General features: G+C 58.6%; 27 protein-coding genes and 1 pseudogene. 15 read left to right on the top strand and 13 right to left on the bottom strand.

The genetic code is table 11. From position 1 onward, the window contains the following. Positions 1 to 12 precede the first annotated feature (12 nt). Positions 13 to 600: a hypothetical protein gene (locus tag HGP14_RS16125; RefSeq protein ID WP_246704485.1), complete on the top strand. Its 588-nt coding sequence runs from the start codon at positions 13 to 15 to the stop codon at positions 598 to 600. Here HGP14_RS16125 and HGP14_RS16120 read toward each other — a convergent pair. Next, positions 487 to 2,748, bottom strand: a complete 2,262-nt coding sequence (locus HGP14_RS16120) for a glycosyltransferase (protein ID WP_168830879.1) — start codon at positions 2,746 to 2,748, stop codon at positions 487 to 489. The genes HGP14_RS16125 and HGP14_RS16120 overlap by 114 nt on opposite strands. Positions 2,749 to 3,641: 893 nt before the next feature. Continuing rightward, positions 3,642 to 4,718, bottom strand: coding sequence for a D-TA family PLP-dependent enzyme (locus tag HGP14_RS16115; RefSeq protein WP_205927202.1), 1,077 nt, complete (start codon positions 4,716 to 4,718; stop codon positions 3,642 to 3,644). A 178-nt stretch (positions 4,719 to 4,896) separates the two neighbouring features. Between HGP14_RS16115 and HGP14_RS16110 the strand changes: the two genes are divergently transcribed. The 6 genes from HGP14_RS16110 to HGP14_RS16085 all read left to right on the top strand — a co-directional run bounded on the left by HGP14_RS16110 (position 4,897) and on the right by HGP14_RS16085 (position 9,272). Then, complete coding sequence (locus HGP14_RS16110) at positions 4,897 to 5,745, top strand: transporter substrate-binding domain-containing protein (protein ID WP_168830878.1); 849 nt, start codon at positions 4,897 to 4,899, stop codon at positions 5,743 to 5,745. Between the two features lie 76 nt (positions 5,746 to 5,821). Then, entirely contained in the window at positions 5,822 to 6,484 is a 663-nt protein-coding gene (locus tag HGP14_RS16105; RefSeq protein ID WP_168830877.1) for an amino acid ABC transporter permease, read from the top strand. Positions 6,485 to 6,488: 4 nt separating this feature from the next. Beyond that, complete coding sequence (locus HGP14_RS16100; protein WP_168830876.1) at positions 6,489 to 7,154, top strand: amino acid ABC transporter permease; 666 nt, start codon at positions 6,489 to 6,491, stop codon at positions 7,152 to 7,154. 13 nt (positions 7,155 to 7,167) lie between these two features. Beyond that, on the top strand, positions 7,168 to 7,938 hold the full coding sequence (locus HGP14_RS16095) for an amino acid ABC transporter ATP-binding protein (protein WP_168830875.1): 771 nt from the start codon (positions 7,168 to 7,170) through the stop codon (positions 7,936 to 7,938). 75 nt (positions 7,939 to 8,013) lie between these two features. Further along, entirely contained in the window at positions 8,014 to 8,403 is a 390-nt protein-coding gene (locus HGP14_RS16090) for a RidA family protein (protein ID WP_168830874.1), read from the top strand. Positions 8,404 to 8,456: 53 nt separating this feature from the next. Further along, positions 8,457 to 9,272, top strand: a complete 816-nt coding sequence (locus HGP14_RS16085; protein ID WP_168830873.1) for an IclR family transcriptional regulator — start codon at positions 8,457 to 8,459, stop codon at positions 9,270 to 9,272. Between the two features lie 14 nt (positions 9,273 to 9,286). Here HGP14_RS16085 and HGP14_RS16080 read toward each other — a convergent pair whose 3' ends face one another. Next, complete coding sequence (locus HGP14_RS16080) at positions 9,287 to 9,685, bottom strand: cupin domain-containing protein (protein ID WP_168830872.1); 399 nt, start codon at positions 9,683 to 9,685, stop codon at positions 9,287 to 9,289. Positions 9,686 to 9,911: 226 nt separating this feature from the next. Here HGP14_RS16080 and HGP14_RS16075 point away from each other — a divergent pair, with 226 nt between their 5' ends. Then, positions 9,912 to 10,349, top strand: coding sequence for a CBS domain-containing protein (locus HGP14_RS16075; protein ID WP_168830871.1), 438 nt, complete (start codon positions 9,912 to 9,914; stop codon positions 10,347 to 10,349). 128 nt (positions 10,350 to 10,477) lie between these two features. Here HGP14_RS16075 and HGP14_RS16070 read toward each other — a convergent pair whose 3' ends face one another. Beyond that, positions 10,478 to 10,807 (bottom strand): hypothetical protein, encoded by a 330-nt coding sequence (locus HGP14_RS16070; RefSeq protein WP_168830870.1) that lies wholly within the window; start codon positions 10,805 to 10,807, stop codon positions 10,478 to 10,480. A 371-nt stretch (positions 10,808 to 11,178) separates the two neighbouring features. Here HGP14_RS16070 and HGP14_RS16065 point away from each other — a divergent pair, with 371 nt between their 5' ends. Continuing rightward, positions 11,179 to 11,667 carry an RrF2 family transcriptional regulator gene (locus HGP14_RS16065; RefSeq protein ID WP_168830869.1) on the top strand — a complete coding sequence of 163 codons (489 nt, stop codon included), beginning with the start codon at positions 11,179 to 11,181 and terminating at the stop codon, positions 11,665 to 11,667. Here HGP14_RS16065 and HGP14_RS16060 read toward each other — a convergent pair. The 5 genes from HGP14_RS16060 to HGP14_RS16040 all read right to left on the bottom strand — a co-directional run bounded on the left by HGP14_RS16060 (position 11,650) and on the right by HGP14_RS16040 (position 15,656). Continuing rightward, positions 11,650 to 12,678 carry a mechanosensitive ion channel family protein gene (locus HGP14_RS16060; protein WP_168830868.1) on the bottom strand — a complete coding sequence of 343 codons (1,029 nt, stop codon included), beginning with the start codon at positions 12,676 to 12,678 and terminating at the stop codon, positions 11,650 to 11,652. The two genes, HGP14_RS16065 and HGP14_RS16060, sit on opposite strands and share 18 nt — an antisense overlap. Before the next feature lie 69 nt (positions 12,679 to 12,747). After that, a complete protein-coding gene (locus tag HGP14_RS16055) occupies positions 12,748 to 13,170 on the bottom strand; it encodes a cupin domain-containing protein (RefSeq protein WP_168830867.1) in 423 nt (140 codons plus the stop codon). Positions 13,171 to 13,241: 71 nt separating this feature from the next. Further along, positions 13,242 to 13,994: an SDR family oxidoreductase gene (locus HGP14_RS16050; protein ID WP_168830866.1), complete on the bottom strand. Its 753-nt coding sequence runs from the start codon at positions 13,992 to 13,994 to the stop codon at positions 13,242 to 13,244. 138 nt (positions 13,995 to 14,132) lie between these two features. Then, positions 14,133 to 15,101 (bottom strand): MBL fold metallo-hydrolase, encoded by a 969-nt coding sequence (locus HGP14_RS16045; RefSeq protein ID WP_168831276.1) that lies wholly within the window; start codon positions 15,099 to 15,101, stop codon positions 14,133 to 14,135. Positions 15,102 to 15,176: 75 nt separating this feature from the next. Then, a complete protein-coding gene (locus tag HGP14_RS16040; RefSeq protein WP_168830865.1) occupies positions 15,177 to 15,656 on the bottom strand; it encodes a carboxymuconolactone decarboxylase family protein in 480 nt (159 codons plus the stop codon). Between the two features lie 129 nt (positions 15,657 to 15,785). Here HGP14_RS16040 and HGP14_RS16035 point away from each other — a divergent pair, with 129 nt between their 5' ends. The 3 genes from HGP14_RS16035 to HGP14_RS16025 all read left to right on the top strand — a co-directional run bounded on the left by HGP14_RS16035 (position 15,786) and on the right by HGP14_RS16025 (position 18,949). Continuing rightward, entirely contained in the window at positions 15,786 to 16,691 is a 906-nt protein-coding gene (locus HGP14_RS16035; protein WP_168830864.1) for a LysR family transcriptional regulator, read from the top strand. A gap of 507 nt (positions 16,692 to 17,198) precedes the next feature. Then, positions 17,199 to 17,933, top strand: a complete 735-nt coding sequence (locus HGP14_RS16030; protein ID WP_168830863.1) for a DUF4102 domain-containing protein — start codon at positions 17,199 to 17,201, stop codon at positions 17,931 to 17,933. Positions 17,934 to 18,100: 167 nt separating this feature from the next. Continuing rightward, positions 18,101 to 18,949, top strand: coding sequence for a tetratricopeptide repeat protein (locus HGP14_RS16025; RefSeq protein ID WP_246704484.1), 849 nt, complete (start codon positions 18,101 to 18,103; stop codon positions 18,947 to 18,949). 72 nt (positions 18,950 to 19,021) lie between these two features. Here HGP14_RS16025 and HGP14_RS35525 read toward each other — a convergent pair whose 3' ends face one another. Beyond that, positions 19,022 to 19,294 carry a hypothetical protein gene (locus HGP14_RS35525; RefSeq protein WP_246704483.1) on the bottom strand — a complete coding sequence of 91 codons (273 nt, stop codon included), beginning with the start codon at positions 19,292 to 19,294 and terminating at the stop codon, positions 19,022 to 19,024. A 535-nt stretch (positions 19,295 to 19,829) separates the two neighbouring features. Between HGP14_RS35525 and HGP14_RS16015 the strand changes: the two genes are divergently transcribed. Continuing rightward, positions 19,830 to 20,285, top strand: coding sequence for a hypothetical protein (locus HGP14_RS16015; RefSeq protein ID WP_168830862.1), 456 nt, complete (start codon positions 19,830 to 19,832; stop codon positions 20,283 to 20,285). A gap of 491 nt (positions 20,286 to 20,776) precedes the next feature. Continuing rightward, the gene (locus HGP14_RS16010; RefSeq protein ID WP_168830854.1) at positions 20,777 to 20,938 is read left to right on the top strand and encodes a hypothetical protein; all 162 of its coding nucleotides are present in this window, start codon (positions 20,777 to 20,779) and stop codon (positions 20,936 to 20,938) included. Between the two features lie 737 nt (positions 20,939 to 21,675). On the opposite strand, the gene HGP14_RS16005 is transcribed toward HGP14_RS16010, so the two are convergent. Continuing rightward, complete coding sequence (locus HGP14_RS16005; RefSeq protein WP_168830861.1) at positions 21,676 to 22,338, bottom strand: DUF1684 domain-containing protein; 663 nt, start codon at positions 22,336 to 22,338, stop codon at positions 21,676 to 21,678. Positions 22,339 to 22,473: 135 nt separating this feature from the next. On the opposite strand from HGP14_RS16005, the pseudogene HGP14_RS16000 reads away from it, so the two are divergent. Further along, positions 22,474 to 22,772 (top strand): annotated as a pseudogene (locus HGP14_RS16000) (ATP-dependent DNA ligase); the annotation flags it as partial. Between the two features lie 235 nt (positions 22,773 to 23,007). On the opposite strand, the gene HGP14_RS15995 reads toward HGP14_RS16000, so the two are convergent. Further along, positions 23,008 to 23,820: a transglutaminase-like domain-containing protein gene (locus HGP14_RS15995; RefSeq protein WP_168830860.1), complete on the bottom strand. Its 813-nt coding sequence runs from the start codon at positions 23,818 to 23,820 to the stop codon at positions 23,008 to 23,010. Next, entirely contained in the window at positions 23,811 to 24,764 is a 954-nt protein-coding gene (locus HGP14_RS15990) for a VPGUxxT family thioredoxin-like (seleno)protein, type 2 (protein WP_205927201.1), read from the bottom strand. Before HGP14_RS15990 ends, HGP14_RS15995 begins: the two co-directional genes overlap by 10 nt. Between the last annotated feature and the right edge of the window lie 62 nt (positions 24,765 to 24,826).

The raw sequence follows: 24,826 nt of genomic DNA, 5'->3' as shown, positions 1-24,826 counted from the left end.
CGGAAGGCAGGGATGGCAGTGCGCTGGATTGTCGAACGAGTTGGCCGGCTTTCGCGCTTCGGCAGGCCAAAGAGAGCTGTCAGGATCGTCGATCCGGCCGCTGACGAGGACAGTCTTCATTATGTCCTGCACGAGCCAGTGGACGAGGCCAGACCCAGAAGTCTTATTTCTGTCCTCGGTGCGATGCCCGCCAGTCTTGCCGAGATTCTCGACACGGCCGTGGAGGCTTGCAGGGCTAATGGCGAATTTCCCGTTGTCGTTCTGTCAGAACTGCGTCCGGATCTGATCGCTGCAAGTTCTGCTCCTTTGGAATTTGTCCCTACCCGGAGCCACCTGCCCTCACTCTCCTCGGAGAGCTATGGCAGGTATGTTCGCCGGCGCTGGTCATTGATCATCGCGAAATGGGACATCTCCAGCGAAATCGCACTTTCCTCGACCATCGACGAGTTTCTTGCCGATCAGCTGGGCGCCGATGCGTCCATTCGTTCAGATGCGAGCAATCGAGGCATGCAACGGACGGTCAGCCCGGACACTGAAGACAAGCTGCTCGACCGCCTTCGCGGCCATGGCGGCGCCATTGACGTAACTCAGGCGCGCTAATCGCCGGCGAACCTCGGTGCGGAAATCCTCAGATAGGGCCAGATCGAGCGTCGTCTCCACACGATCCAACTCCGAGTACCGCAGGCAGAGGCCCAAGCCTGCTGTTTGGGCATAAACAGCGCGAAGATGCTGGTCATCCATTTCCGGCGCTTCATTGGGCACGAAGATCGAAGGAATTCCCCCCAAGATGCTTTCATGGAAGCTGTTATACCCGGCGGTGGTGACAAGAAGATCGATCGCGCCGACATACTCAGCCAAGGGGTAAACGCTTGTGCGCAAAACGCTCGGCCATTCCTGTTTGGAAGGTTTCGCGAGCGGATTGAGAATCTGGACCGTTTGTATATTCCGCCTAGCCAGTTCCTTGAAAATTAAGCCCGGCAGATCTTCAAAATCGAAGTTGCGTTGCGAGCCCAATTGTACCGCGACGGTGAAGCGGTCCTTGTCTACGCCCAGCTTGGCGGCAGCTTCACTCCTTGATAGGCCCGTGCCGGGGTCCAACAGAAGCAGAGGGGGGACGGCAACGGTTCCCGGCATATCGCGGGTCGGACCATGATCTTCGTCATGAGCAAGTTCGCCCGGCTCGATCACCATGTCGAATATATCCTGGGCGCCCGGATCGAAATTGTGGTCAAGGCGCCACAAGGCACGCCGGACCCAAATCCAGGCCAGGTCGCGTCGGCATTCGGCAACGGCAATCAACCCTGGAAACGGCCTGTTTCCATCGAACACCACCGCCGACAGATCAAACGCCTCCACTGCCGTCAGCAGCTCTTGTGCATAAGCCCTGTTCCAACTGTCGTCCGTCACTCCGATCGCCAAGCCGGAAGGCGTATAGTCCACAGCGTGCCCTCGCGCATAAGCCAACGCAGAGCCGGCCGATCTGGTAAAGAACATAGGATCCGCGTCATCAGGCAGACGCTCGGCGATAGCCATCAGGCGGGTGATGTGTCCGAGCCCGATACCGTTGGTCGCGACCATAAGTATCCGCCGCTTTTTGGCGATACGCCGCGGCATTGATGCCGGCATTTTGTCTTCGGCCGTTCTGCCAGATGAATGCCCCCTGCCCGTGGTTCGACTGCTTTTCAGTGAAGAAGCCCTACACAGTTCAAGATCATCATAGAGGCGTGCCATGCGTTGCGGATATTGATCGATCGAAAATTTTCGTCGGACAAGCTCTCTCGCGGCATTTGATTGTTGGAGATAGGTCGAAGGCGAAGCGATCAATCGCTCGATGACGTTCCTCGTTTCAGCAATGTTGCAATAGACGGCGCCATCTTCGAAGAGGCTTTCAAATGAAGGATCGAGCACCGTCACCAAACCGCTCGCCATTGCTTCCGCGATGCAGACGCCGAAGGCTTCCACCCATTGCCGGCCGTGAAAATAGACATAAAAATCTAGCCGCTTGAGAAAGTCAGATACGCTGTTTTGCGAGAATGGGCTGATCTGCCAGTTCGAGCCTATCCAGGGTTGGATCGACTCCGGGACACCGCCCAACACCTTGATGGCGAAATCGGGTATGTCGGGATAGGCTGCCCGCAGGTCACCTGCGGAACTGGGCCACTTCGCCGGGTCCCCTCTCGTGTGGCGCCCCAAATTGACGGTGCCCGTTGGCGCTGTTCGCTGGTGAGATGTCCATTCAGCGACATCGACCATGTTCCACAAATCGTGCCGGAGAAGCGCGGGACTTTCGGTGCCGATACTGTCGAACTGGGCTCGAACTTTCGGGCCGACAGGAGCAAACGCGACCGGAATACCAAAGAGCCTATCCAACACACGCTCAACGACGGCGAGATCGTATTGAGGAACGCGATTGCCGTCGAACAGAGGATGGTGAACCACGCAGACGACGCGGCGAGGCTGCAAACGCACCGGCGAATGCGGCATTCGCTCGAACACCGCAGGATGGTGAGCCAGGAGAACGTCGCACGTCGCCTCTTCAGAACCGGTCAGCCAGACCGTATTTGATTGCTCGATCACCGCGGCTGTCCGGCTGTCGAAGATGCCCAGATCACGCGTGCGCTGCCCCAAGAAAGGCAGCAGCCCACAGCTCATCCCCCACCGACTCGCCGCCTTCAGCTCAGCCCTCAGTGCGCTCGAGGTACCTCCATGAAATCGAGGGTCGGCAGCATGAACAACGTCAAAATGCATCAGCTAACCCGAAGATTGTATGAGACGCTGAGCTTCTCAATTCATGCCTCATGTTGCTGAACTGAATGAACTGCAACTGCACGATATTCTGACACAACCGGAGCACCCGAGGCCCGCCTGCGGCCTATCCTTGATGAGATTGAAGGGCGTCCCTTGATTTCCAAATGCGGCTAATCAGTGCCCGTCAACAATCGCGCAGACGGCAGCCTAGTAGACTCGCCGCCCCCAGAAGTCTCGCCGAGGCTCGGTTGCCAACTTCCGCGTTGTGACAGGCTGCCTTTGCACCGTTGTCTTCATCCTCTCGACCGCCAAAGTCCCGTAGCAGCTGCGAGGATATCTGGCGAGGAAAGCCTGGTAGGATTGACGTGTATTCAGCCGTTGCGCCCGGCGCCAGGCAGCAGATTCAGCCGCGCTGGGAGGCATACTTTGACAGTTGCTAGCATTGGGTGGCGCATATGTCAGGTACGGCCAGGACGGCACACATGCCGTCAGAAAGACCGAGAAGAGGACGGAAACACGTTTCAACATTGAACGCTCCAATCCGGGGATTAGGCTAAAAACCTACAAGAAAGAGTAGAATAACTATCGTCAAATAACAAGCTCCGCTCTTATGTAACGGGTATATCTTGCCTATGATTTGGCTAAGCAGAGTGCATCAGCGAAGCAATTTGCAGAACGAAGAAGATTCCGAGAGTTCATCTGCAAACGATGAACAAAAAGATTTAATTCAAACGCGATCCATCAGCGGCGCCAACATCTAGAACGCGCGCCGATGCGGATGCCGCCATGACGCCCGGAGGCGGGGCTCGCGGTGCCCACGCAATTAGCGCGTACCACTCGAGCCGCAGTGGTGGACGCTGCGGCCCGAGCTTCATCCCTGCCCCAAATCTGTGTCAGACGACGCGGCCGCGCGCGGCAACGGGCCACACGGCAGGAGGCTTATCCGCTTCGATGGCGTAGATTGAATCGACCATGTTGGTCACCACGCAGGCGTGATTGGGCACGATACGGATCTTCTCTCCGACGGAAAGACCAATCGGCCCAGCGCTGACCAGCCGGCCGTGTTCCTCGGAAAGCTGATCGATGGTGATATCGGGGCGTCCGAGGACGTGGCCATACCCGGTCAGTCCAAGAAGGTCTGATGTCAGGACTTTGCTACCCGCATCGATAATGGCACGATCGGCGGCTGGCACAGAGACAACAGTGGCAAGAACGGTCAGCGCGCAATCTTCCCAGGCAGAGACGCCGCGCGCGACGAGCGATCTGTCGTTATAAACGTAAGTACCGGGGCGATATTCGGTCGTCACCGGCGCGCTCGCGGCCTCCATCATCGACGGAGTTCCACCGGACGTGATCACAGGGACAGCGATCCCGGCGGCTTCGATAAGAGCCTTGGCCTTTGTCATAAAGGCTTCCACGGCCGCCGTCGCGCCCGCGGGCGGATAGGTCATGAGCCCGCCGAAGACCAGTCCCTTGGATTTCGCAATCCGCTGAGCGAGGCTTGCGGCGGCTTCCGGCGTCAGTACACCGCAGCGGTTCGCCCCGGTGTCGCACTCGACAAGCACGCGCAGCGGCGCCGGCTCGGCTGCGAAAGCAGCAGACAGGCCATCGATGACGGTCTCGTTGTCTGCAACGACACTCAGCGCCACCCGGCGCGCCAACGCTGTCAGATGCTCCAATTTCTCGCGGCCCAGGATGTTGTAGGTGATCAGAACATCCCGGATCTCGGGGCTGCCGGCAATCATGGCCTCGGCTTCCGAGACTTTCTGGCAGGTAATGCCGATTGCGCCGGCTTTCAGCTGCATCTCCGCCACCGCCGGCAGCTTGTGCGTCTTGATATGTGGCCGCACGCGCAGGCCGTGGGCATCTGCGTATGCCTGGAAGCGCTCGATGTTGCGCCACGCGATGTCGAGGTCGACCAAAACAGCCGGAGTATTAATAGTATCGAATATTGACGCTGCCTTACTCATTTTGAGTTCCTAAAAAGATCTGATGGCCTTCAACAGGCATGTTGTACGTGCTTCTGCAATTCCTGCCCCCGACGCTTGACAATTTATGCATTGTGCCGCTGAATACGTCAATCCATTAAACCAGACACATGTCCGGTATATTGGACATAAAGCAACCGCTCATCATCAGGGGAACATCATGATGACCTCGCTTCGAGCCAGCGCGCTTTCGCTGGCGGCCGTAATCCTCCTTTCCGCAATTCCCGCCGCAGCGCAGGAAGCAAAAAGCAAGCTTGACGAAGTGCTGGCCCGCGGCCACCTCATCATGGGCACCGGCAGCACCAACGCGCCGTGGCACTTCAAGAGCGCCGACGACCAGCTGCAGGGCTTTGACATCGACATGGGCCACATCGTCGCCAAGGCGCTGTTTGGCGATCCAGACAAGATCGAGTTCGTGAACCAGTCGTCCGATGCCCGCATCCCGAACATCACCACGGACAAGGTGGACCTCACCTGCCAGTTCATGACGGTGACCGGCGAGCGCGCGCAGCAGATCGCGTTCACGATCCCTTACTACCGGGAAGGCGTGGGCCTGATGCTGAAGGCCGACGGCAAGTATGCAGACTATGCCGCGCTGAAGGCTGCAGGTTCATCGGTCACGATCTCGGTGCTGCAGAACGTCTATGCCGAGGACATGGTCCATGCCGCCCTGCCGGAGGCCACCGTCGACCAATACGAATCTGTCGACCTGATCTATCAGGCGCTTGAATCCGGCCGTGCCGACGCGGTGGCGACCGACCAGTCGTCGCTCGCCTGGTACATGACGCAGAACCCTGGCCGCTACAAGGATGCCGGGTATGGCTGGAATCCGCAAACCTATGCCTGCGGCGTCAAGCGCGGCGATCAGGATTGGCTGAATTTCGTCAACACCGCCCTGCACGAGGCGATGACCGGCGTCGAGTTCGACTTCTATGCGAAGTCCTACAAGAAGTGGTTCGGCAAGGACCTGACGCCGCCGCAGATCGGTTTCCCGATCGAGTACAAGTAAGGCCGGATAACAAACCGTTGGGACGAAGGGTCTTGCCCTTCGTCCTTCCTCCTCCCCTCTACGGCAGGACGCCGCCATGGGTTATACGCTCAACTTCGCCGCCGTTTGGCGTAGCTTTGACCAGCTTCTCGAAGGTCTGCTGCTCAGCCTCGGGCTGGCTTTCATTTCCATTCTGATCGGCGCGGCCATCGGCCTGCTCGTCGCCTTCGCGCTGATTGCCAAGAGTGACTGGTTCAAGCGGCCGGCGGCGGCCTACGTGACGATCATTCGCAACCTGCCGATCCTCGTTCTCGTGCTTTTCGCCTATTTCGCGCTGCCGCAGATGGGTGTGCGCCTCGGCAAAATTCAGAGTTTCATTGTCGTGCTGTCGATCTATTCCGGTGCTTATCTGGCGGAAGTGTTCCGTGCCGGGCTCCTATCCATTCCACGGGGATTGACGGAGGCCGGACTCGCAATCGGACTGACGCCGCTGCAGATCCGCGTGTCGATCATCGCGCCGTTGATGCTGCGCAATGTGCTGCCCTCGCTGTCCTCGACGGTGATTTCACTCTTCAAGGACACCTCGCTTGCGGCGGCCATAGCGGTTCCCGAACTCACCTTCGAAGCGCGCAAGATCAATGTCGAGACCTTCCGGGTCATCGAGACGTGGATCGTTGCGTCGGGTCTCTATGTCGCCACCTGTTCCGTGCTCGCCGCACTGATGCGGGTTGTCGAGCGCCGGCTTGCCATTCCGAGGTGACGATATGACAAACTTTCCCGCTTTCCTCGATCAGATGTGGATCGCCCGCTTCGTCATTCTGAAAGGGCTCGGCGTCACCGTCTCGATCTCGCTTCTCGCCATCATTGCCGGATCGCTGCTCGGTGTCCTCGTCGGACTGTCCCTGGTCTACGGCAACTGGCTCCTGCGGCTGGTGATGCGCGCCTATACCGACTTCATCCGCGGCACGCCGGTGCTGGTGCTGGTCCTCGCCAGTTATTATGTACTTTCGACCATCGGCATTGAGCTCGGACCATTTCAGGCCGGCGTACTGGCCCTGGCAATCTTCTGCTCCTCCCATGTCGGGGAAATCGTGCGCGGCGGGTTGCAGGCGATCCCGAAGGGCCAGACCGAAGCCGCAAAGGCGATCGGGCTCACGTTTAACCAGACCTTCGCCTATGTGCTCTGGCCGCAGGCATTGCGCCAGTTCCTGCCGGCATGGGTCAACACGGCGGCCGAGATGGTCAAGGCCTCGACGCTGCTTTCCGTCATCGGCGTCGCCGAGCTCTTGCTGCGCACCCAGGAAATCATCTCGCGCAATTTCATGAGCCTGCAGTTCTATTTCTTCGTCGGGCTTCTTTACTTCGTCATCAACTACGGCATCGAGCGTTTCGGCAAATATGTCGAGCGCAAGACGGCCGTTCCCTCCTGAGGCCTCCATCGTCATGAGCAAAGTACTTCTCGAAATCCAGGGTCTTCGAAAGCAGTACGGCACCACCGAGGTGCTGAAGGGCATCGACTGCACCATGAACGAGGGCGAGGTCATCTCGATCATCGGCTCCTCCGGTTCCGGCAAGACGACGATGCTTCGCTGCATCAACATGCTGGAGGAGTTCCAGGGCGGCCGCATTCTGATCGAAGGTGAGGAAATCGGCTATGACCAGACCGGAACCACGCGCAAGCGAAAGAGCGAAAAAGAGATCGCCCGTCAGCGTGCGCTGACTGGCATGGCTTTCCAGCAGTTCAATCTCTTTCCCCACTTGACGGCCGCGAAAAATGTCATGCTCGGTCTCGTCAAGGTGAAGAAGATGCCCCGCGACGAAGCACGAGCCGTCGCTGAAAAATGGCTCGACCGCGTCGGCCTTGCCACCCGCGCCGATCATTACCCCGGCCAGCTGTCAGGCGGTCAGCAGCAGCGCGTGGCAATCGCCCGCGCCATTGCCATGAACCCACGCCTGATGCTGTTCGATGAAGTGACTTCGGCCCTCGATCCGGAACTCGTTGGTGAAGTGCTGCAGGTCATCAAGGGACTCGCCGCCGACGGGATGAGCATGCTGCTCGTCACCCATGAGATGCGCTTTGCCTATGAAGTCTCCTCGCGCGTGATCTTTATGAACCACGGTGTGATTGGCGAGGAGGGAGACCCGAAGGAAATGTTCGTGAGACCCAAGACGGAGCGGCTCGCGGAGTTCCTGAAGACGTCCAGTTTCAACTGAGCGGAAGACGGCTGGTGCGAGTGGCAATCCGCCCCGATCCGGCAGTCGCAATAGAAGAAAGAAAAGAGAGGTTACATGACTATCAAGCGTTACGGCGCCGGCGAGACCGGTGCTGGCGGACAGCCGCTGCCATTCGCCCGTGCCGTGGAGGCCAACGGCTGGCTGCACGTGTCGGGCCAGGTGCCGATGGAAAAAGGCGAGATCGTCGGTGGCGGCATTGTTGCTCAGACCCGCAAGGCGATTGAGAACCTGATCGCTATTCTGCATGAGGCCGGCTACGGCATTGAAGACGTCGTCCGTGTCGGTGTCTGGCTCGACGATCCGCGCGACTTCTGGAGCTTCAACGGCGTCTATGCCGAGTACTTCGGCAAGAACCCGCCGGCTCGCGCTTGCGTTCAGTCCCGGATGATGGTCGATTGCAAGGTAGAAGTCGATTGTGTCGCCTATCGCGCCGACAGGGCTTGAGTCTATCAGGCGCAGCCCTTAAAGGCTGCGCCTTCTCCAGGAGGTAGTTGAGTATGGCTGACGGCGCAGAAGACATGGTAGCGCGGCGCACACGCGGCCTTGATCGCGCCTTTGAAATTCTCGAATTTCTGCGCACGAAACGCCAGCCAATGCGGCCGAACGAGATAGCCGTCGAGATCGGCGCTCCGCGTTCATCGGTTTATGAACTGATCAATCTTCTTCTGCGTCACGGCATGCTGGATTATCAGGGCGGTGACGGTCGCGTCTTCCTCGGCCGTAAACTCTACTTTTTCGGGACCGCCTACGCAGATCAGTTCGACCTGATGCGGGAATCCGAAGACATGCTTGCGCGCCTTGCGGAAGAAACCCGCGAGACGGCGCAAATGTGCGTGCTGGAAGGCAACAAGTACACCGTCGCCATGATGCGCGAAGGCCTAAGGCCCTTCCGCATATCCTCGAACATCGGCGAACTGGTGCCCATCCCGTGGACGGCCTCCGGCCGTTTTCTCGTCTCTCATCTAAGCGACAGCGAGATCTCGGATTTTATCCCGCAGGAGGATTTTGTGCTGCCGAATGGCAAGCGGCTTGAGCCGGCACGCTTTATCGCCGAGGTCCGCCAGGCCTCGATCGACGGCTTTTTCACCTTCAACAGCGAGGTGGAAAACTTCACACATTGTTTTGCCGTGCCAGTGCAACAGGCTGACGGGCAAGCGGTTGCAACCCTTTGTCTCGTCGCTCCGAAGGAAGACGGGCTGCGCAACCGGCAATCCTATCTGGAAAGCCTGCTGCGCGCCGCAAACGAGCTTTCGGAGCGACTTGGCTATAGCTCCGGACCCGCGCGAGCCGCGCACCGTCATGGTGAACGTTAGTCACGGAATAGCGCTTATTTTGCGGGCACGACCAGCACCTCGCCTCTCTTGACAATGTAGGTTGCGAGTTCCGACGCCTTGCCGCTGCCGACGTTCTTGGCAGAGTGAACAACGCCAGAGGGAATGAATAGGGACTGGCCGGCGTTGAGCGTCACGGGCTGCCTGCCTTCGAGGCGGTATTCCAGCTTTCCTTCAAGAACATAGGCGACTTCTTCGCCCGGATGGGAGTGTTTGGCGGCGAGCACGCCGGGCGCGATATCGACCCGCACCTGCACGACCTCGTGGCCGGGCACATCGATATCGTTCTTCAGCAGATCGGTGCGCTGCAGCGGCTGCTCCGCCTGTGCCGGCGAGAACGCCATGGCGCTACCGATCAATAGCATGGCGAGTGTCACTATCCGGGTCGTCTTCATCTTTATCCTTTCCTCACGGTGTTCGATCGCTGCCTTCAAGGCCGCCGTCAGGATTTCAGCGTGAAATTGTACCGGGGATGTGTCTACGGAACCGGAATTTTGTAACGAATTGCGTCCACTGCGGCTGCCGCGGCCAACTGTCCACTTTCCAGGAACGTTTCCGACCGGTGCGCGTTGACTCTTTTCATCCCGAGCTACTCGGCGCGGGAACGTCAGGGAGGTTATCATGAAAGTCAGCAATTGCATGACCACGGACGTCCAGATCACCGATCCGGAACAGACATTACGCGATGTCGCCCTGATGATGGGACGTCTCGATGCCGGCGTTCTCCCGGTGGGTGAGAATGATCGCTTAGTCGGCATGATTACCGATCGCGACATCGCCATTCGTGGCGTGGCAGAAGGCATGGGCCCGGACGCAAAGGTTCGCGACGTGATGAGTACCGACGTTAAATACTGCTTCGAAGACGAAGATGTGGAAGACGTCCTTCATAACATGGGCGATCTTCAAGTACGGCGCCTGCCAGTCCTGAGCCGGAGCAAGCGGCTCGTCGGCATTATCTCGCTTGGTGATCTCGCTATGAAGGGCGAGGCCATGGAAACGGGTAAGGCACTGAGCGGCATCTCGCAACATGGCGGCCAACATTCACAGACAGCGCACTGACGGTCGGCGTAGACTCGTAGCGAAAGCGCGCCCGCTAGCCAGTGACGCTCAGATCGGGGCCTCGCGCCGTTGCCTTTGGCGCGAGGACTTTTCGGCGGCGACACGCCTCAAACCCGCGCTTCGGCCATTCAATCCCAGCGAAGGCGTCGAGCACGCCAGACTTCCTTGAGCTTGTCTTCTATCTCGCTCGCCGTTCGATGCGAGAACCTCGCAGCAAGATCAGTTGCCAATGATGATCCCGCTCGGGATTGAGCAGTTCCTTCCTCCACTTTATCAGCATGGGCACAGATTTCCGCCATCAGGTCGGCGTCATGGGAGACGTATCCTTTAACCCACTCCGTCGCTTGTCCTACCGAGAAGAACGGGCCAGTTAACGCTCCGGTGTCGTCCTGCAAATGGTACGCGCCCTGAAGCAGGACGATCTTCCATTCGCGGCCATTGGATTTGATCACACGCACTACACAGTTACCTCGTCTCCCTTAAAAGTAGGAAGGCATCGCAACGATTTGAATGCCCGCTGCATGCACAGCAGAACAAAGGCTCGTGAAACGCCCTTGCGTTACGGGCGGAGACCTGCGCCCGTTCCGAAAAGTGCCAGTCCTTGCTCGCGCTAAAGCCTAACTCCGCAAAAATGGATTTGATCCACGCAAAGCTCAAAGACGGGGCGCTGTCTGCCAGTTCAGCGACCTTTCAGCCGAAAGCCGATTTCTCATCCCCGCCCCCGTGCCAGTCGATCAACATTCTATTTAGCGCTCAGATTTACATAACAGAGAAATATGGATACCATGTATCCTTAATGGCCAATCACCATCGGCCTCGGAACGAACTGATGATCCTCAAAAGCCAAGTCGAATGGGCGCTTCATTGCTGCGCCATCCTCTCCGGACTGCCTGCCGGCAGGTATCTTTCCACCAAAGCGCTGGCCGAGTTGCATGGCTTGCCGAAGGAATATCTGTCGAAGGCGCTGCAGAGCCTGTCGCAGGCGGGTCTTGTGCATACGACCCTCGGTCCGTCCGGCGGATACCGATTGGCGAAACCGCCTGCCGAGCTGACCTTCCTCGATATCGTCGAAGCTGTCGAGGGCGAGGCCCGCACCTTTGTCTGCAACAATATCCGCGCCAACAATCCCTGCCGTCCCCAAGGCTACTGCGAAAGCAGCCCATGCGCGGTGGCGCGCATCATGTGGGAAGCAGACGAAGCCTGGCGCGCCAAGCTTCGCAGCGTCACCGTGGCGGAGCTCGGTCAGAAATTGTCGCAGGATGTTCCGCCGGAGCTTTGGAAGAACACCTTCGAATGGGTGCTAGAGCGCGCCGGCTGAGCGTGTTTTGACGGTCGCGCCGGCGGCATCCTCGCCTGTGGCAGGCAGCGGTAAAAGGTAGCTCTGTGGTGGCATTGCAAGGCGAACACCATTTGCCTCGCAGTGGCGGTGGACAAGATCGATCACCTCGTTGCGGGCCGGCGGCCGGTTGGCCGGGCTGGTGACGCGAAACTGCAATTCCGTTTCGATGGCGACAGCGTCGATTGCCTTCAGAACGACGATCGGCGGCGGTTCCTGAACGATTCTGACGCTCTCCTTCAGGGCAGCCAGCATGACCTCCTCGACGCGCTGGGGTGTGTGCGCCGCGGCAATGCGGACGGTCAGCGCGATCTGATGCGTTTCGTCCGGACGGCTGAGATTGGTCAGAGCGACCTTCGCGAGAACGCTGTTGGGCAGAACGACGACGTTGTGAGCGCCGGTGAGCAGATGTGTCGAACGCCAGTCGTTTTCGACGACGCGTCCTTCAGTGCCGTCGGCCAGTTGAATCCAGTCGCCGATGACGAATGGCTTGCCGAGGGTAATTGCAATGCCGGAGAAGACGTCGCCCAGAGTATTCTGAAGCGCAAGACCGAAGATGATGGCAACCACGCCGGACGTTGCCACCAGCGTTCCGATCGGTGCGCCAAAGACAAAACCCATGATCGACAGCGTCACCCCGAGATAGACGGCGGCGACGATCAGATCCTGGATCAGCCGCGCTTCTCTCGGCCTGCGGTCGAGAACGATATAGATGCGCACGAAGCCGATGGTCGCCCATGCCAGATGGGTCCACCAGAGAACGCGCGCCAGCGTGGCCAGCGGCGCGACGACGCCCTTCGGATCGGTGTCGCTCACCCGATGCGGCAGGATGCCGCTGAAGCCAAGCACGGCCGTCATCCCGGCGAAGAAGAGGATCTGAACGACAAGTCGCTCGGTCGGGCGTTTGCGACCCTGGAGAAGCCAGACGACGATGCCGACGATCCCCAGAAAATCGATCAGCAGGAACGGCAGCAGAAGAGGATCACTCAACATGGCACGGCTCGCGGGCAAGGGTTGGGCGTTTGTCAGAGGGCCGGATAACTGGCATCCAGCCCTCAGGTATTACTTCTTCAGCGGGAAGGTCAATTCCTTCTGGTTGGTATCGACCACGAAGACAGCCAGCAGCTTGGCGGGTTTGATCTTGCTGCCATTTGCGCTGACGCCATGGCGGTCGCCCGGCATTTCGGAGAAGCTGTCGCCCGCTTTATAAACCTTCACCGGGCCGTGATTGACCTGGCTGCGGATCGAGCCTTCGAGAACCGTCGCATAGATGAAGGCCGAAGTCGGATGCGTATGGCCCTCGGAGAAACCGCCGGGACCGTATTCAACGAGAATGCCCTTGATGCTCTTGCCCGGCACGTTCGGCAATTCATGTTCATAGACCAGGGTAACCTTGGCGTCCTTACCGCCGCCCGTGTAATCGGCGGAGGCGGGGCCGAAAGAAAGCGCTGTGATTGCGAGCGCCGCGAAGAGCAACTTTTTCATCTTTCCATTCCTTTTGGGGGTTGAATGGATGCGCCTCAGGGGCAAGGCGCATCCGGTGCGGTCCGCGCCCGTTATCGGCGCGGAGCGGTTGCGAACCACTGGTCGAAATTGATCCGGCCGAGGCGGGGATTGTTGTCGGAGACGAGCGAACCGTCTTCCAGCTTGGTGCCGAAATAGTGGGCTTCCGGATCGGGAACGACCTTGCGGGTATCACCGATCGCCTTGAGGTAACGAGCGACGAAATCGCAGAGGCGCTCGCGCTCAGGGCCGGAAATCTCGATGATGCCGTTGACCGGCGCGGCAAGGGCCGCGTCTGTCATGAAGTCTGCGACGTCATCGGAGGCGATCGGCTGCAGATTGCCCGTCGACAGGCGGGTAGTGTCGCCGGTCGTGCCCCCTTGAGCGATGCCGCCGAGGAATTCCATGAACTGCGTGGAACGTACGATCGTGTAGGGAACGCCGGATTCCCGGATGATCTTTTCTTGGGCGACCTTGGCGCGCAGGTATCCGCTTTCCGGCAGGCGATCCGTGCCGACGATAGAAAGCGCGACATGATGCTTCACCCCGGCTGCCTTTTCCGCCGCCGTCAGGTTGCGGCCCGAGGTCTGGAAGAATTCGAGCACGGCATTGTCTTCCCACGACGGCGAGTTTGCAAGGTCGAGCACGACCTCGGCGCCAGCGAGCGCTTGGGCAAGGCCCTCGCCAGTGATCGTGTTGACGCCGGTATTGGGCGAGGCTGCGATAACCTCATGACCCTTGTTGCGCAGGCGTTCAGCGGTCTTGGAACCGATGAGGCCGGTTCCGCCGATGATTACGATTTTCATGATAAAATCCTCCATTCGCGGCAGCTGCGCTGCGCGCCTTGATATTTTACTATGGGAGTGAGGCTTAGTTCAGGCCGACCTTCTTCGGGCCGTAGAGCTTGTTCGGCCTAGCCGGGCGCGCCCTAAACCAATAAGCGGTCAGTAGTCCCAGAAAACCGGAACCCAGCGAAAGGCATCGCCATCGATCGCCACCCGACCTACGGACGGGAACGGCAGGTGAGTGGCGACGAGCTGTTCGCCAGTCTGTGCCAACTCCGTCAGAAGACGGATGCGAACCCGAGCTGCCTCTTCGGGATCGTGCTCGAAACCGTTGAACCAGTCAGGGTGATCGAAGCCGACCGCGAAAATGGCATCGCCAGCAAATGTCAGACGGTCACTGCCAGATGCCAAACGGACTACGCTGTGCCCGGGCGTATGGCCGCCGGTGCGCTGGACGACCACGCCTGGTGCCACCTCATATTGCTCCGCGAACTGCCGCAGATGGCTCCGGTATTCCTCCATGAAACGCTTGGCGGTTGCCTTAAGCGCGTCCGGGAATCCCGGCGGCATGTGGACGTGGGTGAAATCGGGCGACTCCCAAAACTTGACCTCGGCAGCTGCCACGTGAATCTGCAGATCTGGCCGCAGCCGGTCTTTCACACCTTCGACAAGGAGACCGCCGATATGATCCATGTGCAAATGGGTAAGCACAATATCGGTCACAGACCCAAGATCAATGCCGGCGGAGTCCAGCCGCCTGACCAACTGGCCAGCCCGCGGCAAGTTCAAATTCGGGTCCAGTCCCAGCCCGGCGTCGATCAGGATGGTCCGATCACCGCTACGTACCAGGGCCACATTGAGCGACCAGTCGAAAGCATCCGCTGGCAAGAACATGTCGCCCAGCCAGGTCGCCCGGGCGGCTGGATCAGCGTTGTGTCCCAGCATTTCGGTTGGGAGTGGTAGCACGCCGTCGCTGACCACCAGAACTTCAAGTTCTCCAATCCGCACCGCGTAACGCGACGGAACCAACTCTTCGGGTCTCGTTCTACCGGCGTGTGAGGTGTTGTCCAAGCTCATGTTAGTCTCCTGCTGTCCAATCGTACCGGGTTTTGTCTTTGGCTGCGACATGATGCGCTCCCGTTTTGCAATCGTGCCGGTCACGCGCAGCTGTCGCTACGCGCCTTGATATTTTACTGCTTGTGCTTAGTTCAGCCCGGCCTTTTCGAGGCCGTAGAGCTTGTCGGCCGAGCCTGGCACGGCCTTGAAGGCGATGCTGGCACGGTTCCAGGCATTGATCGTCATGATAGAGAAGGTGAGATCGGCGATTTCCTTCTCGGAGAGCTGGCCGCGTACCCGCTCATAAAGCTCATCCGGAATGCCGCCTTCGGGAAGCTCGGTGACGGCTTCGGTCCAGGCAAGGGCTGCGCGTTCGCGCGGGACAAAGAGGTTCGATTCCCGCCAGATGGCGACATGGTAGAGGCGCAATTCGCTCTCGCCGTGAATCTTGGCTTCCTTCACATGCATATCCAGGCAGAAGGCGCAACCATTGATCTGTGACGCGCGGATATTCACCAGATCGCGGATCTTCTGATCGATAACGCTGTCCTTCATCGCCATGCTGAGGTCGGAAAGCTTTTTGAAGAATTCGGGGGACTGCTGGGCGTAGTTCAGGCGCTGGGTCATCGGTCTCTCTCCTTAATTAAGGACATTTGATATCCTTATGGATACAAGATATCCGCAATCTCTGGACAGGCAAGCCATTCCTGCATAAGCTGCGGACATAAGGCTTATGTTCAGAAGTATGGGGACCAAATGGACATTGTTTGCGCGTTGCGGACGTTCCTGCGGGTCGCGGAGACCGGCTCCTTTTCGGCTGCGGCCGTTGATCTCAATCTGACGCAGCCCGCCGTGTCGCGGCAGGTTTCCGCCCTGGAGGCCTATCTGAACACGCGGCTTCTGCATCGCACGACAAGCGCGCTGGCGCTGACGGCTGAAGGCGAGCACATGATCCCGCTGGCGCTCAAGGTCATCGAAGCGGTCGATGCTCTTGGCGAAAACAGCGGCGCCGAAGGCGCCATGGTATCGGGAAAGGTCAGGCTCAGCCTGCCCTCACCGCTCGGGCTTTACGTGAGCGACCGCCTGCAAAGCCTGCTCGAAAGCCACCCGGGACTGGCCGTCGAACTGCTCTTTCGGGAGGAGCCGTCGGATCTCGTCGGAGAGGGAATCGATCTGGAGGTCCGCCTCGGCACCGTCGCGGACAGCAGCCTGATCTGCCGCCGGATCGGCTGGACGACGGCCTTTCTCGTTGCCGCGCCCGGCTACCTGCAGACAAGGTTGACGCCGAAGACCCCGGAAGATGTCGCTGGCCACGCCTGCATTTGCTACAGCCGTGGCGGCGATGGCCGCTCATGGTCGTTTTCCAACGGAGCCGACGAGATTTCCGTGCGGATCGCACCGCGCTTGATCGCCAATAACTCCGTTGCGGTCCATCGCGCCGCTCTTTCCGGAGCTGGCCTTGCGATCCTGTCCCACCACCTTGCCGGCCCCGATATCGAAGCCGGCAGGCTGATAAACGTAATGCCGGATTTTCCACCGACGCGCCTGCCGATCAACCTGGTCTATCCATCCCGCCGAAGCATGCCGCTCCGCGTCAGGACAGCCATCGACTTCCTGGTAGAAGCAATCGGTGAGGACCCTCTGATGGCCTCGTCGCAGTAGCGATCCTGCCCGTCCCAGTAGCACCTTCGCCGTACCTGCCCCGGGGTCGAGCGCCACACAAGGCTACCCTTGGTTCAAGCGATCGTGTTGAGGGAGACACTTAGGCTAGAGGCGAAATGCTCTCATTTGTTTCCCAAGCGTCGTACCCGTGTCTCCACGCCCGACGAACGCAACCAACGCATTGAGTTCTTTTGGAAAATGGTGGGTGATGTAGGGCTCGAACCTACGACCCGCTGATTAAGAGACAGAGGGTCTTCCATTTCTGACTGCTCGCAATTTCTACGCTTGTCAACAAAGTTGACGGATCAAGGCCTTAGAAACAAGGGCAAATTTGTTGACCACACATAAGGCCACCTATTTGCGTCAATATTTTTGGATGTGACTTAGCGGCGCGTTTCTAAATCACGCGTGTTTCAATCGCTGACACTGATGTGTTTTCGGGTCTAGGTCTTGCCAAGTGCTTCTATCCGGGCGACCATTTTCTCAAACAAGAGAAAGCGATCCCCAATGCCCTCCGAAATCTTCACAGGCCACACGTTCACCAAGATCAAGAACCTGATCAAGAAAGCACCCAGTTCCCCGGTCATCTACAGGGATGCAGATACGAAGGGTCTCGCTGTTAAGAACAGCAAGACTGGCACGAACTGGTACTACTCAACTCGAGATTCCAATCTCCAGATCGCGCCCTTCAACGCCTTTGGCCTCGATGACCTTCTTATCCTCCGGGAGCTCGTTCTCGAGCTTCGCAAGGAGGCTGCGAAGGGCCGAGACCTGTCCGTTCTCATCAAATCGTTCGCAGCCGGCCGCACTATCACCGATGCGAAACAGCTCCATGCCGTCGAGCATGGTGATGGCGTCACGTGGGAAGTCGCGCGGGACTATTACCTCGAATGGGCGGCGTTCAATAAGAACAAGGATACCGTTCGCGGCTACCGTTCGGCCCTCGGTGTCACTGAGGGGTTACATGCGGACTTCGTGCCAATCCATGGAAAGCCTGTTGCTTCCATCACGACGGCCGATCTCGCCCGTATACGCAACAACATCATCCAGCGCGGACGGAATGGAGAAGCCAAGGGTCAAGGTATCCGTCAGGCCAATCTCACCGTTGCGGCTATCAAAGCGTGCTTCACTTACATCATCAACAATCCGGATCTGGGTGTCTCCTCGAATCCCGCTCGTGACCTATCGAAGGCCTTGGAGCGCGCCAAGGTGGTCGAAGGAAGGAAGATAAGCGTGCGCTGACGCAGCTCGAGATCGGCGCCTTGTGGTATGCTCTTCTATCCTGCCGGAACGAAACTGTACGACTGATCCTGCAGCTTTAGCTCCTGACTGGCCAGCGTCGTTTCACGCCGACCTCCGCGAAGAAGTCGGCGATCCAAACCGATGGCCCGTACGACTGCGTCTGGTCTATGGAAGACAAGAGCCATCACTGGCGCAAGCTTCCGCTGCCTCCCCTCGCCGCATCTAGCTCTGCGCCTGAACGTCAACGCGTTCTCGCCAAACCGGCAACGGCACTAAAGGCCTATGAGTTTTATCTGCGGGGGAGGCATGTTGAACGAAGCTGGAATCCGGTGGATGTCGCACTTGCGAAGGAGATGTTCATCGCAGCGATTGACGACGATCCGAGCTACACGCGTCCATATCTCGGACTCGCCTGGATCGAGCTACGGAAATTGAAATGGAATCAAAGCGTCGACTTTGATACTGCGCTGTCTACGGGGTTTGCATGGGCGAGCAAGGCCCTGCAGCTCAATCCCAACGAAGCCGACGCGCACTGGGCGCTTGGCCTCGTCCACCTATGGAGGGGTGAGGCTGAGCGCGCCATAGGCTGCTACGAACGCGCCCGCGAGTTGGCGCCTTATAACTGTGATCTCCTCGCTGACTACTGCGACGCCTTGGGCTATCTCGGGCATCTCGAAGACGCTATCAGGATCGGCGAATTGGCCGTCCGGCTTAATCCAACCAGACCCGACTGGTATCTCTGGGACATTGCCGCCAGCAAGTATCTTTCCGGAGACTATCTGGGTGCGTTGCATCTTTTGGAAAAAATGGCGGAGCCGGGACCTGCCTACCGATTGCTGGCCGCAACATACGCTCAACTGGGACGACCGGAGGACGCACGCCGCGCAGCGAGCGAACTGCTGAAAATCAATCCGGACTTCTCGATTGAGCGATACACTTCCCGCGCGCCTTATCGTGACAAGGCGCTCCTCGACAAATATGTCGAGGGATTGCGGCTGGCAGGCTTACCGGAGTAGATCGGTGGTCAACTCGGAGATACGTCGCTATCGAAAACGACTCGATGACCGCGGCTGCCATCCTGTCACTGCTTACCGCGTCCTTCTTGTCCAGACCTGATTGCCTCTGTCATCCTTCGCGGATCGGACATGGCCCTCCTCGCGCTGCTGCCGGAGCGCCTTCGACACCCGCTTCACCAGGTCGGACACGTACTTCCGATCTCGGGCATCGTCGCCGCGCAGCGCCACGATGCTCTGCGCTATGTCCCTGCTGGACAGAGGACGATCGCTGTCCCGAAGCTCTGACAGGATGGCGCGCGTCAGCTCGCCGCGTCCGAAGATGACGTTCCGCTTCTGCCGAGGCATGGCAGCGTCGAGGTCACCTGTAGCCCAGGGACTGCAGCGCCCCTGTCTATCGCGTGAATATCGTTCTTGATCTCCGCCGGTCGCGGAGCCGCTCCGCCTCGCCGAACAGGTCGGCCCGCTTTTTCAGAAGTCCTGAGATCGTATGCTCGAAGGTGTCGGTGTGGGCCAGTCTTGTGCTCATGCCCCGTTCTAGCCGGTCAGTCTATCGACCGACAGACATCATAACATGCGTCAGCTACATCATGCCGCAAAACTGGACAGCCGTCTGGGCCCCATTGAAAACTGGGACCCTGCGTGGCTGTTTGAACCCGTGTCGTCGTCTATCGAACTCGCCGACGCGATAGAGATCATCAAGAAGAGAGGAAAGTAATATGTCAAAGGCTCTGAAAACCCGCGTAAACCGCCCCGTCCATATCGGCGTCTACGCAAAATAAGGGTGCGGCTGTTTCGGGACTCAGCTTCCGAAACAGCCACCCACGCACTTGGTTGTCTTCTGGGGAGGTGAATAGAAACCAACTCCAGACGGAGAGGCCAAATGAAATCCAAGCCCTCATCTTCTCTCACGCTTCTTCGGCAACCACCGCCCTACTCGTATCGCTCACCGCGGGCACCCCCCACTGCGGCAGAGGAGCCCTCCTCCGCTCCTATCGGTCGCGTGAAGATCGCGTCGAACTTCGTTCAGGCCAATGGCTGCCACGAGACCACTCAGCAGTTCGTGACGAAGGTTCCATTCAGTGACCGCCTTGATCCTTCCTATCGCGTTCTCGACGGCATCGAGGTGGTGGAGACCGCCGGCAACAACGGCCACGTATTTCGCAACTTCACCTGGAACGCGGATGGCACCATTTCCTATCAGCTCTTCGCAAATGGTGCTGGCACGTGGATCGATGCGCCAAGGGTGTTTAACGTGAAGGTCGGCGGCGGCTATTGCCACCGTGCCGAAGGTGGCTCCCAGGGAGTCGACATTTACGCCCACTATCGAGCTGAGTAACGGAGGTGAGTGCGTCGGCGCGACGTCGCCGACGCACTTTTTTCCCTTCAGCCACAAAACGAGAGCGCGGCAAACGAGACGATCGGCCGAAGGCGCCGTCGTGTTCGATAGGCTTCGGCTACACTGCCCATGGAAACTAAGGTATACATGCGTCCATGACGGAGGTTCGCCTGGCTGTGTTCTTGACATTGCCTCGATGGCAGAAGCAACGTTGATCGCCCACGTTGCGCTATGAAGTGGGAAGTCTCCGATTAGTCTGGGGCCTTGGGAGCCCACTTCTTCAGCTTCTCTCTTCATTTTCCCGGGGACACGACCTTTTTCCCTACCTTTGCCGAGTCGAAGCCAGCTTCCGGGACACTCGCGCTTTGGCTTCTCCAGGTTGTGAGACCGATCTTATGCCGGGTCCGTTGCTGACCGCGCCCACTCCTCATTTACGCAAATAGCTCTTTCGACCACTATCTGTCGTGCAGTAACGCCCTCCGCGAGGACCGGTGCAATACGCTCCGGATCGGCAGGAACACTCTCCGCTCACCATGGGCTCCATTTCCGATGCCCCGCCGCCGAGCAGCCCGACGGCGCCGCCCATGTATGACGAGCAGGATTTCTTGCTCGCCGAAACGGACCCGTCGTTGCAGATGAAGGTCTCGCCCTGACAACCTGTGATGCCGCCCTTCCGGCCGCTGCAGGGCGTGTTCGTGGCCTGCAGAAGCCTATGGCTGGGGCGATGACTGGCGCTCGGAGCTGCTGACCGAGGATGAGATACTGATGCGGCTTTTTCGTTTGAACCAGCAACGCGCTTCCACGGAGTCCAACTGAGGTTCGCTTTCCCGCGGCTGGAAGCCGACGCCTCCGATAGCAACGTCATGCGGCCGGCGATTACCTTCGAGAAAATCTCGACCCGCTGTAGATCGCGCTCGCTCATCGCGAGCAATCCCATCCGCAATCTCAGCCGTTTTCAAAAACGGGGAGAGACTGACATTCTTACTTTGCAAACAGAGGACACTTAGCCTTTATTAACTATTGTAATATCTTACGATACATCTTACGGCATAGTAACAATTATGGAACCACAGCTTCCGATCTATTTAAAAAGGTCTTTTAGATCGAAATTTAACTCGGTTGAAAACTGGTCTTAGCTCCGATAAATGTTGGGCGCAAGAATTGAGGGGACTGAACCCCGGGTGGGCGACAAGCCATGACCTGTCGTTCTTTCTTGACAAAGCAATTCTGATGTCAACTCAACTATCAGCCTCGAGCCCAATCAAAATAGCTATCAGGCGACTGGATGCAGTAAAGGTTTACCGCACCGACAGTGAATGGCAGGAAGTAGAATCCTATTTGCAAGGGATGTGCTTTCATCACAATCACTGCATCTCCGATTCACCGCGGCTCATTTCGAGATAGGTAGCCGTTCTCCGGCTCTCACCGCGCCTTTCAGTCGATTGCCCGATGGCGCTAATGGACAGACATAGCGGGAAGAATAGGCGCACGAAGGAAAATAGGAGAAGTTGAAATCGAGCACTAGTGTGCCGTCTGGACGGACAACTCCGAGATCCGCTCCCTTGATGGTGTCGAGGAGATATCGGCCACCGCCATACGTCTCGGTCCCTGAGGTCGCGTCGACAAACGGCAGGAACACGCCACCGCCGTACCCCTCAATCCAGTAAAGGGTCAATTCGCCACCCAATCTGGTCTCCAGCCCCGTTGTACGGGAGAATGCATGCATCGACAGGTCGCCATCCACCCCTGTTGCGACGGTTGTCCGTTCCGGCGTTACCGGGACAAGCTGTACCGTCAGGCGCAACGAGGGATCATAAGAAAATGTCGTCGGCCCTTCGAACGTCTTGCGGTCCGCCGAATCAATTGGCGACTGAGGATGGTCGCGAAACAGGGTCGAACGGGTGTCGCACCAAAGCCTCCAGGCAGCAACCGCGTCCGGACTAGAACGTACCTCGTAGTAGAGATTTGCGATCTTCTCGCGCCATTCCCACAGTTGTTGAGTCTCGTTCAAATCATTTCCTCCCATGTTAGAAATTACGCGGCTTTCGTTCATCGAAACGCTCGCCCAATCATCGCGGCACAACTATATACTTGCCGGATTTGCTCTGCATACGTCACCATGTGCGACGCACATTTGGGTGCCATGTCAACGAGGACATGACCACAGCTAAAAAGCTTCGGCAAGCCGCATCGGTTTCCGGCCATCTAACAGGCAGCCCGCGCGCTCGGCCGGCGACGATGATCATCGACGGCGAGGCCGTTGTACTCGACGAAGAGGGGCGGCCGGATTTCGGGCCGATGCAACCATCGCTTGGCGCATCCGGCAAAAATGCGGGTAACCGTGCCTCCGACGCGATCCTATACGCATTCGATCTCATCTATCTGGACGGACACGATCTGCGCAATGTCGAATACGGATCGCGCCGACATCTCCTCGAAGACACGCTGAACGGCAAAGACGGCGCCATTCGGCTATCGGAAACACTCACCCGTGCCGAGAAAACTATCGCAGCCGCAACTGCGGGCGCTGCGCTATTGGAAAAGGCGCAGATTGTGCTGCGCCTTTTCGGCTTGGGATGAGTCGCCAAAGCATGGGGTCCTTCGGGGCCCTTGCTATTACCGTCATCAGTGGGAATATTCGTAGCGAAAGCCACCCAGAAGATTTTTCCACTGACGCATGGCCCTCGTCCTCGCCCCTTGGCGTCACATACGGCGACCCCGGCTAGGGCGCAACACGTCCGGTCGAACTGAGCGCTTCAAACGCATCCATGATTCGATCGCGCGTTTTCTTATCGGGCGCGACTTCCGACATGGCGAACAGGCTTTCCCTGGCACCTGCAACATCGTTGAACCCCAATTGCAGGCGCGCAAGCTTTTGCCAGGCATCAAGCACACCCGGCGCGACTTGCGTGATCCGCCGATACACGTCCAGCGCCCGATGAGGGTCGTTTTCGCTCGCAGCTCGAACGGCCTGGTTGTTCAACAACCGAGCCAGCACGTCACGATTGCTCATCCGCAAGACGCTAAGTGCGGAACCCCCACCTTCCTCGCCGAGATACGCCCGGCGTATTGCCGCAACCTTCCCTTCTGATACCAAGCTGCCGCCCGCGAAGGGATCGATCACCACAGGGCTCCTTTCGCCGATCTGGACCAGCACGTGGCCCGGCAGATTGAGCACGTAGGCGCTCCATCCTACCCGGCGAGCCATTGCGACATAGAGGATCGACAGCGCAATCGGCAGGCCGCGCTTACGGTCGAGCACCTGGCTAAAATCGGCGTTGACCGACGCATCATAGGCTTCGGTATCGCCGACAAACCCGAACTCCCCATGGAGCACGCGTGAAAGCACGGCGGCGCGTTCTCTCGAAAGAACCGCGATCCGCCCTTCGTCGCACACCCGGTCCTCGATCTCTTCGAGCCTTTCGAGATAGGGCGCAATATCCGTATTCTCGTGATCCAAATTGCTCAGCGCCAGCGACGCTAGGTCGAGCAGGATATCCTCGTCCTCGATGAGGCCGATGGAGGTTACATCCATGATCGCATTCCTTTCCCGATAGAACCAAGCTGCGCCACCAGAGACGGCCAACTCACCCGAATGTCCTGGCGATAGGTTTCATCCCCGCTAGACTGCTGCAATTGCGGATCGGCAAGCCATGCGGATTGCTGCGGGCTGAGCAGCTCGGCAAACGGAATACGATAAGGCACGGCTAGATTGAGCCGTGAACGCTGAGCCGGCGTTAGAGGCAAATGGCGGGCCGAATTCTTGCGCAGGTAGAACTGCGGCTCACGGTCAAGTTCGAAACTGCCGCCGTCGATCGGAGCGAATCCCTCCGCCCGGGCATAGGCATCCAGATCGGGGCTCGAGCCCTCCCGGGGATCGAAATGCACCTGCACCACCTCCTCGCCATCGACCCATCCGGCATCGGTCGTGATCGCCGCTGGATGTTGGGCGAGACTCGTTTCGCCAGACCAGAAGCACGGTGTTGTGTACGTGACACATTTACTGAGCCCATGCGCGACCAGCAGGTCGCGCCCGAGCAGGCGGAAATAGCCAGGAACATCCTCGCTGCGCATCTCCAGAACGGCGGTGATCTTTTGGTGGAGCCCCAACGCATCGTAGCGATCCGCCAGCTTCGGTAGGACCTCTTTTCCATCAGGCCCCAGAAACCGCACCACTGGATTGTTCCAGGATGGCTCGTCGTAACGGCGCAGGATTTCGGCATCTGAGCCGGGGTGGTTGTTGAAGATCGCCACCGGCACAAACCGATCGGCGATCAATTCCACCATCAGCGGATGCGTCAGGACATCCTGCCCAAAGCGCACGCACGTCGAACACCCGGGCACTTCCTGAAACAACAGCAGAACCGGTTTGCTTTGCTCGGCCGCGAGTGCCAAGGCGCGATCGTGATCGCGCAGCCACATGACATCGCCGAGCTCACGATGCTCGAGAAACGAGATTCCATTTTTTTTCATGCCCATAGTATGGCTCCTTCGGTCCACAGTACAATGAACGTAGCTCTTCGCCGCCCCATGATGTTTGC

Source organism: Rhizobium sp. P32RR-XVIII, assembly GCF_012641395.1.
GTDB lineage: Bacteria > Pseudomonadota > Alphaproteobacteria > Rhizobiales > Rhizobiaceae > Rhizobium.
This window is presented reverse-complemented; position numbering and strand designations above follow the sequence as displayed.